The 15,137-nt window shown below is 48.2% G+C and carries 11 protein-coding genes; 9 read left to right on the plus strand and 2 right to left on the minus strand.

The window, feature by feature from the left end:
- Nucleotides 1–40: 40 nt before the first annotated feature.
- Nucleotides 41–1,861 (plus strand): peptidoglycan D,D-transpeptidase FtsI family protein, encoded by a 1,821-nt coding sequence (locus tag MJB10_RS07360; RefSeq protein WP_314803061.1) that lies wholly within the window; start codon nucleotides 41–43, stop codon nucleotides 1,859–1,861.
- A gap of 81 nt (nucleotides 1,862–1,942) precedes the next feature.
- A complete protein-coding gene (locus MJB10_RS07365) occupies nucleotides 1,943–2,767 on the plus strand; it encodes a lipoate--protein ligase family protein (RefSeq protein WP_314803063.1) in 825 nt (274 codons plus the stop codon).
- 15 nt (nucleotides 2,768–2,782) lie between these two features.
- Here MJB10_RS07365 and MJB10_RS07370 read toward each other — a convergent pair whose 3' ends face one another.
- Nucleotides 2,783–3,514 carry an alpha/beta hydrolase gene (locus MJB10_RS07370; RefSeq protein ID WP_314803065.1) on the minus strand — a complete coding sequence of 244 codons (732 nt, stop codon included), beginning with the start codon at nucleotides 3,512–3,514 and terminating at the stop codon, nucleotides 2,783–2,785.
- 218 nt (nucleotides 3,515–3,732) lie between these two features.
- On the opposite strand from MJB10_RS07370, the gene pdhA reads away from it, so the two are divergent.
- From pdhA to MJB10_RS07400, 6 genes are all read left to right on the plus strand, one after another.
- Nucleotides 3,733–4,815 carry a pyruvate dehydrogenase (acetyl-transferring) E1 component subunit alpha gene (gene pdhA / locus MJB10_RS07375; RefSeq protein ID WP_314803067.1) on the plus strand — a complete coding sequence of 361 codons (1,083 nt, stop codon included), beginning with the start codon at nucleotides 3,733–3,735 and terminating at the stop codon, nucleotides 4,813–4,815.
- Nucleotides 4,816–4,884: 69 nt separating this feature from the next.
- On the plus strand, nucleotides 4,885–5,862 hold the full coding sequence (locus MJB10_RS07380; RefSeq protein WP_314803069.1) for an alpha-ketoacid dehydrogenase subunit beta: 978 nt from the start codon (nucleotides 4,885–4,887) through the stop codon (nucleotides 5,860–5,862).
- Between the two features lie 32 nt (nucleotides 5,863–5,894).
- Nucleotides 5,895–7,223: a dihydrolipoamide acetyltransferase family protein gene (locus MJB10_RS07385; protein WP_314803071.1), complete on the plus strand. Its 1,329-nt coding sequence runs from the start codon at nucleotides 5,895–5,897 to the stop codon at nucleotides 7,221–7,223.
- A 4-nt stretch (nucleotides 7,224–7,227) separates the two neighbouring features.
- Complete coding sequence (gene lpdA, locus MJB10_RS07390; protein WP_314803073.1) at nucleotides 7,228–8,643, plus strand: dihydrolipoyl dehydrogenase; 1,416 nt, start codon at nucleotides 7,228–7,230, stop codon at nucleotides 8,641–8,643.
- Nucleotides 8,644–8,763: 120 nt separating this feature from the next.
- Complete coding sequence (locus MJB10_RS07395) at nucleotides 8,764–9,498, plus strand: glycerophosphodiester phosphodiesterase (protein WP_314803075.1); 735 nt, start codon at nucleotides 8,764–8,766, stop codon at nucleotides 9,496–9,498.
- 107 nt (nucleotides 9,499–9,605) lie between these two features.
- Nucleotides 9,606–11,768, plus strand: coding sequence for an AMP-binding protein (locus MJB10_RS07400; protein WP_314803077.1), 2,163 nt, complete (start codon nucleotides 9,606–9,608; stop codon nucleotides 11,766–11,768).
- Between the two features lie 74 nt (nucleotides 11,769–11,842).
- Here the strand turns inward: MJB10_RS07400 and MJB10_RS07405 are convergent, their stop codons facing one another.
- Nucleotides 11,843–12,766 carry a diacylglycerol/lipid kinase family protein gene (locus MJB10_RS07405; protein WP_314803080.1) on the minus strand — a complete coding sequence of 308 codons (924 nt, stop codon included), beginning with the start codon at nucleotides 12,764–12,766 and terminating at the stop codon, nucleotides 11,843–11,845.
- Nucleotides 12,767–13,003: 237 nt separating this feature from the next.
- Here MJB10_RS07405 and MJB10_RS07410 point away from each other — a divergent pair, with 237 nt between their 5' ends.
- Nucleotides 13,004–14,719 (plus strand): methyl-accepting chemotaxis protein, encoded by a 1,716-nt coding sequence (locus MJB10_RS07410; RefSeq protein ID WP_314805514.1) that lies wholly within the window; start codon nucleotides 13,004–13,006, stop codon nucleotides 14,717–14,719.
- Nucleotides 14,720–15,137 lie beyond the last annotated feature (418 nt).

A 15,137-nucleotide genomic window follows, 5' to 3' on the forward strand; every position in this document is an offset into this window, starting at 1 on the left:
AGACAAAGCAAGTATTCGAACGTAATAGGGGTTAGGGCCTATGAAAGTGAATCAATTGTCTTCCGTAGAAAAACGGCGTATTTTTCTCATGCTGCTCCTGATCGTGCTTCTATTTCTTGGCATTGTCGTAAAGCTCTTCTGGATTCAGATTGCGACCTCAGAGAGCTATTCCTCTCATGATATTAATCTTGTTAAAAATTCGGTCATTCAACGACAACGTGCGCTTGTGCTTGAGAGTGGGAGAGGGGAGATTGTTGATCGTCATCTGCAGCCGCTGACAGGGCAAATTGTAAAAGCCGTTATCGCGTTCCCGATTAATCAGGAGTACGGATTGAAACAGCAAGAGGTCACACAGCTGGTCCGTATTCTCCAAATTAATAAAGATCAATGGGCCTCATTTTCACGCGGATTGAAGGAGCCTCAGATATGGGGGACACAGGACGGTGGAAAACCGATTCAACTGAGTGCGCAGCAGTCGAAAGCGATTGAAGGTCTCGCATTGCCGAATGTAAAAGTTGTAGAGATTGAGGATCGGTATCCGATTGGCATGACGGCGCGGCAGTTAATTGGCTTTATCGGACAAAACCCTGATCGTGTGATGCAGCTCTACAGCAGTGATGTAGAGAAAGGTAAGCTGGAATTGACGACGAAAATCGGAGGCGCAGGCCTTGAGAAGTCGTTTGATAAATGGCTGCGCGGCGTAGGCGAGACGTCCATTTCCTATTTCACTGACGCGGGCAAACGGCCGCTAGCAGGCTTAGATGCGCGAATGATCGCGCCTGGCAATTCCTTTTATCCTGTTAAATTAATCACGACATTGGATCGACAAGTGCAGCGGCAAATCGAGGCGCTAATGGATAAACTGGGTATCCGCGAAGGTGCAGCTGTTGTACAAGAGTCAACACATGGGGATGTCATTGCCATGGCGAGCAGGCCGAATTACAACCCGTCCCAAGTGGATTTAGCGAGTAACAGTTGGAGCAATTATGCGTTGAAATCGACGGCGCCTGGGTCCATTTTCAAAACCGTTGTGGCAGCAGCGGCATTGGATGAGAAAGTAGTTTCGCCGACAGAAACATTTGATTGCAAGGGAGCCATGGGGAAATATGGGTTCACTTGTTGGCGCAAAGATGGCCATGGTCCCCTTACCTTGGAAGAAGGCTATGCGCAGTCATGCAATATCGTATTTGCGGGCGTAATGAAACGTCTGTCTCCAGCCCTGCTCGAGAAATATGCCAATAAGCTAGGCGTCCTGAATGAGGTAGGGTGGACAGGAAAAACCGATACGAAAGATGCATTTGCACAATTTGATTCTGAGGATGCTGGGCAATTGTTCGCCGCGCATACCCCTGAGAATGACGAAGGCGTCTTGATGCAAACGGCAATCGGGCAAAGGGATGTGCGAATGACCCCGTTACAAGCTTCGAACATGGTCGTAACGTTACTGAATGGCGGAAAGGCCTTCTCGCCGAGAGTCGTCCAAGAGATTCAATATCAGACTGGCAGAGAAATGGAGCAATTCCCCGTTAAGAGCTTGGATGTTGAGGCAGGCAAAATTTCAGCGGCGACGAGTCGCACACTCCTTAATTGGATGAGAGAGGTCGTAACAGAGGGAACAGGGCAAGGATTGCTAGGCGCAAAATGGAAGCTGGCGGGTAAATCAGGCACAGCGCAAATTCAAAATGGGAAAGCTCAGAAAGTGAATCAATGGTTCATCGGCTACGGACCTGTGGATACCCCGAAATATGCGGTGTCGGTCGTAATCAAAAATATGGACCCAACGGAAAGCAATAAAGCCATTCCTTTATTCAAAGGGATCATGGATATCCTGGCTAATCAGGCTCCCGCCGCTGCAAACTAAATTTTTTGGTGTTTTTTATTTGAATTTGGCTTACAATGCGGAGGGTACGACTACAACGTTCATTCAGGAGAACTTCATTTTATGTTTAATCAAATAGGGCTGCCAGCCACGCTTCGGATTCTGGATCGTTCGAATGATCATGATTCCGACTCTGTTTTATATGCTTTTGCTTTAGAGGAGCTGCTCTGCCGAGCGATCGGGAAATCGGTGCTGCCTCTCTTACATATTTGGCGGCATCCTAGAGCGTTTGTAATGGGACTTAGGGATAGTAGACTTCCTCAGGCTTCTCAAGCGAATGCATGGCTGCAAAGCCAGGGCTTTGATACCGCTGTACGCAATTCGGGCGGAGCTGCTGTACCGTTAGATTTAGGCGTCGTTAATATTTCTCTGTTGCTTCCCAAAGAAGCGGGGGATATGGAGCATCGCAAAGATTTTGATGGAATGGTAAGTCTGATCCGCGATGTTATGATCTCGATAACAGATCAGATTGATCAAGGAGAAGTCATCGGTTCCTTTTGCCCAGGAGAGTTCGATCTTAGCATTGGGGGGCGGAAGTTTTGTGGCATTGCGCAGCGGAGACAACAACTCGCTATTTCCGTACAAGCCTTTCTAATTGTCGAGGGTGAAGGAGAAGAGAAGGCTGCGTGGGCGCGCGGCTTCTATGAACGTGCTGCAGGGACAGCATCTGAACGGGATTATCCAGTCGTGGAAAGGGATAGTATGGCAAGCCTTGCGGAATGCTTGCAGGCGCCTTTAACAGCGGAGCATTTTGTAAGACAACTGCATGAAGTGCTAAGTGCAAGAGGTGTTCAGGTTGTGGGTGCTGAGGAGATCGAAGGGTATCCTATGCCATCACAGATACATGACATGATCGCGCTAATGAGGGAGCGTTATGCGATTAAGTAGCGCCCCCCATCGGAGCTAACCAAGAAAATAGTGCAGGGTCGCAGGCAACTCTAGTTGCCAGAACCCCCAAATATGTTTGCCGGGCTTCTCGATATAGTGGAGCGCGGCATTTTTGTCTTGCAGAAGCGTCTGGGTTAATCTGTTTTCTCTAACGAAATCAAACGTGCCGCGCTCCGTTGTGACGTCGGTTTCATCAAGTCCGATCAACATGTAGAGTTCAAGCCAAGACAAGTCATCGACGCTTTTAATTCTTTCGCGGGTAATGTCGAAAAATGCACCAGACAAGGATATAACCCGGCAAAAAAGGCTAGGATAATCTAAGGCGAGATGCAAGGAAACTGTTCCGCCAAGGGAATCGCCCGCAAGGATGCGTTCGGTACGCTCCTGACGCACAGGATAGCGATTCTCAATGTACGGAAGAAGCTCTTCCGCGAAAAATTGGCAGTACAGATCGTGACGCTCACCTTCTGGTGCATATTCGGATGTTCGATTTGCAATGTTGACATCGACGCCTACAACAATGGCTGGCTCTAAGTCTTCATCCAGAATCAAGCGCGTAAGCGTTGTAGCGATTCGGCCAAAATTAAAGAATTGTTCCCCATCTTGACAGTAAATAACTGGATAGGAGAGCAGCTCATTATAGCCAGGGGGGAGATAGATCCTCAAGGGGCGTGTTTCCCCGAGAAGGACTGAGGTGACTTCATCTTTGACAATCGTGCGCTTGTATAATCGGGAATCATCGGACATGGAAAATCTCCTTCAAAGTAAGGTTAGGTGTATTATAGCAGTTGTCGGTTCCTTGTAAACTGTATTATATATTTTCGGGAACTGTACTATTCATCAGATGTAAAAAAGGTGAGATACCACGCCGTTGCTGGTGTACAATTCACCAAAACAGGATTATAATAATACTATAACAGAAGTTCAGATAGTAGGCACCAAAATCATATACGAGGTGAAATGGTATGAGTAAGCCACTTGTCAGCCAAGCAAATTATGAAGTGACCACAGAAAAGGTTGAGCCATTACAGGTTCTTGCTCCAGACGGCACAATTGTCAATCCTGATAAAATGCCGAATCTAAGCGATGCACAATTAAAAGAATTAATGAGAAGAATGGTGTTTACGCGTGTATGGGATGAAAGAGCTGTTAATCTTGGTCGTCAAGGACGTCTAGGTTTCTATGCTCCAGTTTCTGGTCAAGAAGCATCCATGATCGGTAGTGAATTTGCACTAAACAAAGATGATTTCATTTGCCCTGGATACCGCGATATGCCGCAATTGGTATGGCACGGCCTTCCGCTTTATCAAGCATTCTTGTACTCACGCGGTCATCAACACGGCGGACAAATTCCGCAAGATGTTCACGTGCTAATGCCGCAAATTATTATTGGCGCGCAAATTCTTCACGCAACAGGCGTTGCAATGGCGTTCAAAAAACGTAATCAACCGCGTGTAGCGATTACTTATACAGGTGACGGCGGAAGCTCCGAGGGTGACTTCTACGAAGGCATGAACTTCGCGGGCGCATTTAAGCTGCCAGTCATTTATTTTGTTCAAAACAATGGCTACGCCATTACAACACCATACTCCAAACAAACAGGCGCTATGTCTGTTGCACATAAATCCGTTGCTGCCGGTATCAAAGGCGTGCAAGTAGACGGCATGGATGTTCTCGCTGTTGTTCAAGCGGTTACGGAAGCAGCTGAGCGAGGACGCAGAGGCGAAGGCGCAACGTTGATTGAGGCGTTGACATACCGTTACCGTCCGCATTCCTTGGCGGATGACACGACGAAATACCGTACCAAAGATGAAGAATCAGGCTGGGAGCCGAAAGATCCGCTTACACGTATGCGCATCTTCTTGACGAAGAAAGGTCTTTGGAGTGAAGAAGAAGAAGCGGCAGTGAAAGAAGAAGCGAAAGCAACTGTTGCTGAGCATATCAAGAAAGCAGAAGAAACAGAGAAGATGACAGTCGCTGGGTTGATCGACTCCATGTTCGAAGTGACGCCTGCGCATTTGGAAGAACAAAAAGAATCGTATAAATAAAAAGAACAACAAAGCTGATGCGTACGACGTCAGTTTTTCAGACGAAAAACTTTAGGAGGCACTATAGTCATGGCACAAATGACAATGATTCAAGCGATTAAAGATGCAATGCGTGTAGAACTAGAGAGAGATCCTGACGTTATTTTGTTCGGTGAAGACGTTGGTCATGTTGGCGGCGTGTTCCGTGCAACAGAAGGCTTGCAAAAAGAATTCGGCGAAGAGCGTGTATTTGATACGCCGCTGGCTGAGTCTGCAATCGGGGGACTTGCGGTAGGTCTTGGGGTACAAGGCTTCCGCCCAATCGCGGAAATTCAATTCGTTGGTTTCATCTACGAAGCACTTGACCAAATCTGTGTGCAAGCAGCTCGTATGCGTTACCGTTCTGGCGGTCGTTATAACTCCCCAATCGTATTCCGTACACCTTTCGGCGGCGGCGTAAAAGCTGCTGAGCTTCACACGGATGCGCTTGAAGGCTTGCTCGTTCAAACACCTGGAATTAAAGTTGTCGTTCCTTCTAATCCGTACGATGCAAAAGGACTGCTTATCGCTGCAATTCGTGATAATGACCCTGTCTTCTTCATGGAGCATTTGAACTTATACCGCGCATTCCGCGGCGAAGTACCTGAAGGTGAATATACCGTTGAGCTTGGTAAGGCGAACGTAGTTCGTGAAGGCTCTGATGTTACGATTATTACGTATGGAGCTATGGTGCATACATCGATGAAGGCCGCTGAAGAGTTGGAGAAAGAAGGCGTGAAAGTCGAAGTAATCGACCTTCGTACTTTGCTTCCGCTTGATATCGATACGATTGTTGCATCCATCAAGAAAACGAACCGTGCGATTATCGTTCAAGAAGCGCAAAAAACATCTGGTGTAGCAGCAGAAGTTATTGCTCAAATTAATGAGAAAGCGATTCTTCATCTGGAAGCACCGGTATTGCGTGTTGCTCCGCCAGATACTGTGTATCCTTTCGCACAAATCGAAGACGCTTGGTTGCCAAGCCCTGCAAGTGTTATTGCTGGCGTTAAGAAAGTACTCGAATTCTAATACACAGTCGAAGGTAACAGGAGGTCGTACACGTGGCATTGTTTGAATACAAGTTCCCAGAGCTTGGTGAAGGTATACATGAAGGTGAAATCGTTAAGCTGTTAGTGAAAGCTGGCGACACCGTAACAGATGAAACCATTCTGATGGAAGTACAGAATGATAAAGCAGTTGTAGAAGTACCTTGTCCAGTTGAAGGCAAAGTCGTGAGCGTTGCCGTCAAAGACGGACAAGTGTGCACAATCGGCGAGCTTGTAATGACGATCGAAGTGACTGGCGAGATGCCAGCAGCGTCGATGCATCACGGTTCCAGCCACGCGGCGACAGCCGTGGCTGCGCCTCCAGCTGCAGCGCCTGCGCCGGCAGCAGTTGCAGTGGCAGCAGCGCCGGTGGCCGCTGCAGCACCAGCACCAGCCGCGGCGCCTAGCGCAGGCCGCGAAGTGCTTGCGACGCCTAGCGTGCGCAAGCTGGCAAGAGAGAAAGGCATCACACTCGCAGAGGTGACGCCTACAGGGAAGCACGGCCGCGTGACACGCGAGGACGTGCTTGGCTTTACAGGAGCAGGCAGCGTGAGCGCTCCTGCAGCGACAGACGCTGCAGCGGTAGCAGCAGCTGAATCAGGGGCACCTGCTCCGGCACCTCAGCAGGTTGTCGTTGGCGATCGCGTAGAAGAGCGGATTCCGTTCAAGGGTATCCGCAAAATCATCGCGAACGCGATGGTCAAATCCGTGTACACGGCTCCGCACGTGACATTGATGGATGAGATCGACGTGACAGCACTCGTCGCTCTACGCGAGCGTACAAAGCCGCTCGCAGAGAAAAAAGGCGTGAAATTGACGTACCTTCCTTTCATCGTGAAAGCATTGGTGGCAGCATGCCGTCAATTCCCAGTGATGAATGCGATGATCGACGAAGAGAAGCAAGAAATCGTCTACAAAAAGTACTACAACATCGGGATCGCAACAGATACAGACAACGGCTTGCTCGTGCCTGTTATCCATGATGCTGATCGTAAAAACGTATGGTCGATCGCTTCTTCAATCAAAGATTTGGCTGTTCGCGGACGTGAAGGTAAATTGTCTCCGAATGAGCTAAAAGGCAGCACGATTTCCATCACGAACATTGGTTCCGTTGGCGGTATGTTCTTCACACCGGTTATCAACTTCCCTGAAGTTGCTATTCTAGGTGCAGGCCGAATTACAGAGAAGCCAGTTGTGAAAAACGGTCAAATCGTAGCAGCTTCAGTAATGGCGCTTTCCTTGAGTTTCGATCACCGTATCGTAGACGGAGCGACAGCACAAAGCTTCTTGAACTACATCAAACAGCTTCTGGCTGATCCAGAGCTTCTCGTCTTGGAGGTGTAACAGCATGGTCGTAGGAGATGCTTCTTTAGATATAGATTTGTTAGTTATTGGTGCAGGCCCAGGCGGTTACGTAGCCGCCATCCGGGCTGCTCAACTTGGTCAAAGCGTTCTAATTGTTGATAAAGATGCATGGGGTGGCGTGTGTTTGAACCGCGGCTGTATCCCGTCCAAAGCATTGATTTCCGCAGCACACACGTATGAGCATGCTCAGCACGCGGACAGCGTGGGGATTACTGTTGAGAACGTGAAAGTGGATTTCGCGAAAGTACAAGCTTGGAAAAACAGTATTGTTGCTAAACAAACGGGCGGCGTTAGCGCGCTGTTGAAGGGCAACAAGATCCAAACGTTCCAAGGTGAAGTCATGTTCATCAATGAGCATGAAGCGCGTGTCTTCAACGATGCGGAAGCTCCTCGCTACCGCTTTAAGAACTGTATTATTGCAACAGGTTCACGCCCAATCGAATTGAAGGCTTTCCCTTACGGCGGAAGAATTATCTCTTCGACAGAAGCGTTGAACTTGCCTGAAATTCCGAAAAGCATGATCGTCATCGGCGGCGGTTATATTGGTATCGAGCTTGGTCAAACATACGCGAAATTCGGTACGAAAGTGACTGTGTTGGAAGGATCTGATCACGTACTTCCAGGCTTCGAGAAAGAATTGACGAAGCTGGTTGCTCGTAATCTGGAGAAAGTTGGCGTTGAAGTGCATACAGAAGCGTTGGCTCAATCCTGTACAAAAACCGACAACGACGTGACAGTGACGTTCACGGTCAAAGGTGAAGAGAAGCAAGTAACGGCAGATTACGTACTTGTGACTGTTGGCCGCCGACCGAATACAGATGGTGAGCTAGGGCTAGATCTGATCGGGTTGAAAATGACAGACCGCGGTCTAATCGAAGTTGACAACCAAGGTCGTACAAGCATTCCTCACATCTTCGCAATCGGTGATGTGGTTCCTGGTATGTCATTGGCGCACAAAGCTTCCTACGAAGCGAAAGTGGCTGCTGAAGCGATTGCAGGTCATGCCTCCATCGTAGATTACAAAGCAATGCCAGCTGTCGTATTCTCTGATCCAGAAATTGCTGGAGTAGGCTTGAGCGAAACGGAAGCGAAGGCCCAAGGGATCTCTGTTACCATTGGTAAATTCCCTTACGCAGCTAACGGACGCGCGAACTCTTTGAACGCAGCTCAAGGCTTCGTGAAGCTTGTCGGCGACAAAGAAACAGGTCAATTGCTTGGGGGTCAAATTGTAGGTCCAGAAGCTTCCAACTTGATCGGTGAGCTTGCGCTTGCAGTTGAAATGGGCGCTAACCTGGAAGACATCGCACTAACGATTCATGCACATCCGACGTTGACGGAAATGATCATGGATGCAGCAGAAGGTGCGCTTGGTCACCCAATTCATCAGCTAGGTAAATAATCATTCGGTTTCCCTTAACTTTAGATAAAAGTCCCGAGAGTTGGCTGAAAAGCTGCTCTACGGGACTCTTTTATTTCGTATAATTTATACAGCAGGATATGTGATGACGTGGGGAGAGCGATGAATGGCATGATATCCAAACCGATGGTAATTGGCCACCGCGGCGCGGCTGGAGAGGCGCCAGAGAACACGATGGCATCTTTTGCATTGGCGCTGGCACAAGGGGCGCAAGGCATTGAACTTGATGTACATGTAACGCGTGATGGCGAAATGGTCGTCTGTCATGACGAAACGCTAGATCGAACGACCACGGGGGCAGGACTCATTTGTGGGCATGACTGGTCCTATATCCAGTCGCTGGATGCGGGAAGTTGGTACGGAAATTCATATAAGGGGGAGCGGGTGCCGCTGCTTCGCGAAGTGTTCGATCTATGTCCCCCAGGTTTTCTCATCAACGTGGAAGTTAAGCGTAGTTATGAAGGGCGCATGGAGCGTGCGTTGCTCGCATTGTTGCGAGGCTGCCATCGATGGGGGGATATCGTTGTTTCGTCTTTCGATCATAAAGTTGTGCAGCGATTAAAAGCGGCAGAACCGAGAATCAATGCGGGCTTGCTGTATGCTGCCAATTTGATCGATCATGCGGGTTATGCGCATCAAGTTGGGGATATGTTTTCCTTGCATCCGCATCATGAGTGTATCGAGAAGGAAGATGTCGCCGCGGCGAGCGCAGCGGGTTTGGCCGTGTACCCGTACACAGTAAACGAGATTTCTGAGTATGCACACATGATCCAGGCAGGCGTTACTGGCATTATTACGGATTATCCAGGCAGATTACGAGCGTACTTACAAACTTAAATCCCATTAAAAATGGACCAATGCATATACATGCTGAGGTCTTATTTCTTTTTGGCGCATAGAATGAACTATTGACGGGGGAGCGAGTGGCTCGAGGGGGAGTTCAGATGAATAAACGGATGATCGTTGCGCTGGTAACGCGAATGATTCCGTACTTGCGTCTGTTGGTGTTGAGGTTGTTTAAGGTAAAAGTAACAGGCTTAGAGAAGCTGGATTTGACGGGGAAATCCGTGCTCATACCCAATCACGTTTCCTTCATTGATGCTGTACTATTAGCCTTCATTTTGCCTAAGAATGTAGCTTTTGTGGTAAATACGAACATGGCAAAGCGCTTCGCTTGGGTGCTCTTACTACGGGAACATATTCCTGTTGATCCAACCAGCCCTTATGCGGTCAGAACCATGCTTCGAACGATACAGAACGGCACGCCGCTCGTTATTTTTCCAGAGGGACGCATATCCACCACAGGCGGCATGATGAAATTGTACGGCGGAATCGGCTACTTAGCGCTTCGTTCGCAGGCTCGTCTGATTCCGGTTGCGCTGCATGGGCTGGAACATTCGAAATTCTCTTATTTAAGGGGCAAAATCAAACAACGCTGGTTCCCTGCGGTTCATATTGCGATGGGAGAACCTTTTCAAATTCCTGCAGGCAACGCTCAGCTCTCGAGAAGAGTTCAGAAAGAACAAGCAACGGAAGTGATCCGTCGTGGCATGCTGGCTCATCAGTTAGCCAGTCAACTGGAGCCTGCCCATAATCTCTTTAATGAGCTGTTGAAGTCGGCTGCCAAACACGGGAACGCCATGGTAATTTGCGAGGATGTCGTTACTCAGACAGCTTTGACATATCGCAAGCTCGTGATGGCGAGCTACACGTTGGCTGCTCGACTGGTAAAGCTTCTTCCGAAGGATCAGCGAGTTGCTCTACTGCTTCCTAATTCAGCGGGACATGTGGTCACGCTGTTTGCCCTATTCCGAATTGGGATGACACCTGCCGTGCTGAATTATTCAGCGGGGCGTCAGACGATGCTGGAGGCGTGTGAAACAGCAGAAGTCAGCACGGTGCTTACATCGCGGGCATTTATCGAGAGGGCGGGCTTATCTGATTTTATCCAGGGGGCGGAATTGTCTTATGACATTGTCTATTTAGAAGATGTGAAGACATCGCTGACATTGAATGATAAGGTGACAGGACTTGCTCATTGGCTGTTGAAAAAGAAAGGTCCAGTCGGAGAAGGACGGAACGAGGTCGTTCTCTTCACATCTGGCAGTGAAAGTAAGCCGAAAGGCGTTGTGCTGACACATCGTAATATTTGGGCGAATATTCATCAGGCCAGACTGGTTATTGCTTTTAACAGTTCGGATATCGTGCTGGGGAGTATGCCTATGTTTCATTCATTTGGTCTTACTGCGGGAGCGATGCTGCCCATTTTGACAGGAATGAAGGTCGTTATGTACCCGAATCCGTTGCATTACAAAGTGATTCCAGAGCTGGTCTACGATCGGAATATCACGATTTTATTCGGAACGTCAACATTTCTAGGGGCTTATGCGAGAACCGCGCACCCATTTGATTTTGCGCATTCCTTACGCATTGTTGTGGCAGGTGCAGAACGGTTGAAGGACGAGGTACGTCAATTGTGGCTGGATAAATTCGGGCTGCGAATTTTGGAAGGGTATGGGACGACAGAAACGACACCGGTCATTTCATTGAATACACCGTTGAACGCGAAAAAAGGCTCCGTCGGGCAATTACTGCCAGGTATCGACTACAGGCTTGAAGAGGTAGAGGGAATCCCGGTTGGCGGGCATCTGCTCGTCAGAGGGCCGAATGTGATGAAGGGGTATTTGATTCATGATCGAGGCTTTGTGCCCGCAACAGAATGGTATCCGACTGGAGACATTGTGACGTTGGATGAGCGAGGCTTTCTAACGATACAAGCGCGGTTACAATCTTTTGCTAAAATTGGCGGGGAAAAAGTGTCCTTGGGGCTAGTTGAAGAGCTTGTAGCTAGCTGCCTTGAGGCACCGGCCGTCTGTGCCGCTGTTCATATCCCTGACCGCCGCAAGGGCGAACGGATCATTGTTTTCCATACGAGCGTAGACAGCCCCTTGGAGAAGCTGCGAGAAACGATGAAAGCGCAGGGCCAGCCCGGGATTTATATGCCTTCAGCACTCACATATATCGAAAAGCTCCCAATGCTCGGCAGTGGGAAAATCGATTATGTTACGCTTAAACAACTGGCTTTACGGGATGAGGCGGCGAAATAGCGAAGTTCCTTTCCTGGTGAGTGTCCTTGGGGACCGATCAGGAAAGGAATGTGTATGTCTAAGCGCGATCACCACTAGCCGCTAATGACGGTTATTGCAGCTGGGATAATTTCAATTTGAACGGGGGTAGAGCCAGCGAACTCACCGTCTGCTTGGACAAGCAATGGTTTCGCTGTGCGGATGGTAATGGATTTCCCTTTGTAGAACGTTACTGCAGGGTGCTTTGTATGCTTGCCTTGGTAAACAGTGAAAAGCACAGGCAGCAGCTTGAAACGGCCTTTGCTCTGAATGACAACAACATCCGCGTGGCCATCGCAGGGAGAGGCGGTTGGACAGATTTGAATCGAACCTCCGTAGAAAGGGATATTGGCGACAGCGGCCAACCACATATTCGGAAGCTCATAGGTGTTTCCGTCCACCTCTAGCCAGGCTATTGAGGGTTGATAGGTGGCGAACACACGCAGGATCGAAATGAAATACGATAGCTTGCCGAGACCGAAGCGGTTCAGCAGTTTTTTGTAGGAGGCTTCGTTAGTCACTTTGGCGACCATCCCATCAAAGCCTGCGCCGATGCTGTTCACTGCAATGGGATGGTTGGTAGCTTGCAGGAGGTCGATTTGTACCTTTTTCGCTGCTGCTAACGCGATCTGCAGTGCCTCAATTGGATGTGTGGGAATGCTATACGCTTTGGCAAAATCATTTCCTGTCCCTGCTGGGATAACGGCAATGGAGCATGGTGAATCTGAGGTCAGAGCAAGCTGGCGCATGCCCGCAACGACTTCATGAATGGTGCCATCGCCGCCAATGACGATTAACTGATGCACCTGATGGTGTTGGATGAGTGTCATAGCGTGTTGGGTTGCTTCGCCTGCATATGTGGTAAGTTTTACTAGAAAAGCTATGTGATGAGACTGAAGGTAGGTTTCGATTTCTCTCCAGATGTTAGATCCTCTCCCATTACCTGAAAGCGGATTCACAATAATGCCAATGGTTTCCATTTGCGGTTGCCCCTTATCTAATTGGGTTGTGTGGGATTTATTGGGTTTCAGAAGCCTTTTGTAAACTGGGTATTGCCGAATGTTCTTTACATAAGTGGCGCTGTTTTGTAAAATAAACCATAGGTAAATTAATTCATCCTTATGTTAGGTTTTGTTCCATAAGGATCATCATGAAGAGCTAATCTCGAAGGGAGAATGGAAACATTGAAACTCAAAGCGCTACTAGGAAAACCGAACATGAATCTGTCTATCCTTCGGAATCTAAATCTACGTTTTAAGTTACTAATGATGAACGCGATTGCCATCTTGTTCTTGCTGATTGTTGGGATAACTGGCTATCATTATATGGACAAGATGTCTAGTAATTCTACTAGAATGTACGAGGAAAGTCTGCTATCTGTCAAATGGATTAATCAACTAAAAACAAATTTTAATGAAACGCAATCAAATTTGTTAGAAATGATGCTCTCAACGGATGTGAAATACAAGGCAAAGCTGAAAATGAAATTAGATGAGAATCGCGCAACTAACACCGAATTGGTGACGAAGATCGAAGGCATTGCGCTGAATGAAGAAGAGAAAGCGGCGTACAAAGCGTTCGAAGAGTTGAATGTTAAATATCGTGAGGTTGTCGTTAAAACGATCGATGCTGCAACACAAAACAATCAAATTGCCTATCAAGGCTATAATCTTGAGGTATCCCCGCAAGGTGTTAAAACGGTAGAGGCGCTGGACAAGCTGGTCGGCATGAAAGAGTCTGCGGCTGAGCAGTTTCAGAGATCGAGTGAAACGGACTCATCGGTTTCGCATACGGTTATTATTTTGACAATTATCATTGCGATTGTGGTCATGACGCTCGGCGCGCTCACGCTGAATATGATTGTGTCGACGCCGATTCGCAAGCTGCAAGAACATATGGAGAAAGCCGCAGGAGGCAATCTAGCTGTGAAAGGCGATTACCCGTATGATGATGAGGTTGGTAAATTAACAAACTCGTTTAATGCGATGACAGAAAGCTTGCGCAATCTCGTCATGCAAATCGCGGACAATGCCATTACATTGTCTGCAAGTTCGGAGGAGTTGTTAGCGAGTTCCGAGCAAAGTTCTCTAGCCGCAAGGCAAGTTGCGAGTTCGAGTCAGCAGTTATCGGTAGACTTTGATAAACAATTTGCTGGCGTTATGCAGGCGAATGAAGCTGTTGCGCTAATGCTCGGCAGTACTAGACGTATTGATGAGTCGGCGAAAGTAGTGGCTTCGTTAGTTGGACAAGCGACCCTTGCAGCGCAGAACGGGAAGCAATCGGTTGTGTCGATCGCAGGTCAAATGTCTGAAATCTCAGAGGCTGTGCGTGATGCGAATGTGGTCATTGAAGCCCTGGGTAAAAATGCGCACAAAATCGGCGAAATCGTCAATGCGATTAACGAAATCTCAACGCAAACGAATTTATTATCGTTGAATGCAGCAATTGAAGCTGCACGTGCGGGGGAAGCGGGGCGCGGCTTCGCGGTTGTCGCGGGCGAAGTGCGCAAGCTTGCTGAGCAGTCGTCCGCGTCGGCACGCAATATTACGGATCTCGTCTCGACGATTCAAAGACAGATACATGCAGCTGTTAGCTCTATGCATACGGGTGCAGGTAAAGTGCAGGAAGGTTTGACGATTTCGGAGGAAGCGCAAGAGTCGTTCGTTCACATTGAATCCTCTGTTGAGAAAGTAAATCTCAAAGTGGAAGACGTGAATTCGGACATTCATCAGTTGGTAGACGCGAACGTGCGAATCGAGCAAGTGATGAAAATCGTGAGCTCCGTCTCGGAGACGGGCATTTCCGTCAGCCAAGAGACATCCGCTGCGAGTCAGCAGCAACTGGCTACGACGGAGGAAATCGAGAACTCTGCGAAGTCCTTGGCAGATTTGGCTGAAGAATTACAAATTTCGTTGCAGAAATTTAAGGTGTAGAGGAGGACCCGCAGGCATTGAGCTTGCGGGTTTTTTGATGTGTTGGCGAGCCTCCCGAAATGGGAGGCTCAATCCCAACGTTGACATTGGAACTTTCCCGTAGTATAATATTCTAATTGATTGAAATGAAAACATAAAAACACTTCATATTTAGCCTCATTTACCCCACACGAACAATTAGCGAGAAGAAAATAACCCCCTCATCTTGTTTGTTTTTCTCCCAATGCGCAATCCATCAGCTCATTTATGGTAAAACCGAGGCAACGCAAGTGTTTCGGCAGTAAGTGTTTGTAACGCAATTCGCACTGGCGCGGTCATTGGAGCCGCAAGGATGGAAGAGAGGTAGGGCTTTCATTGTTTTGATTCCAACACATGAATTACGCAATTTCATAGAGATCAATCTAAAGTAGAATCGTTT

This window comes from Paenibacillus sp. MBLB1832 (genome assembly GCF_032271945.1).
GTDB lineage: Bacteria > Bacillota > Bacilli > Paenibacillales > NBRC-103111 > Paenibacillus_E > Paenibacillus_E roseopurpureus.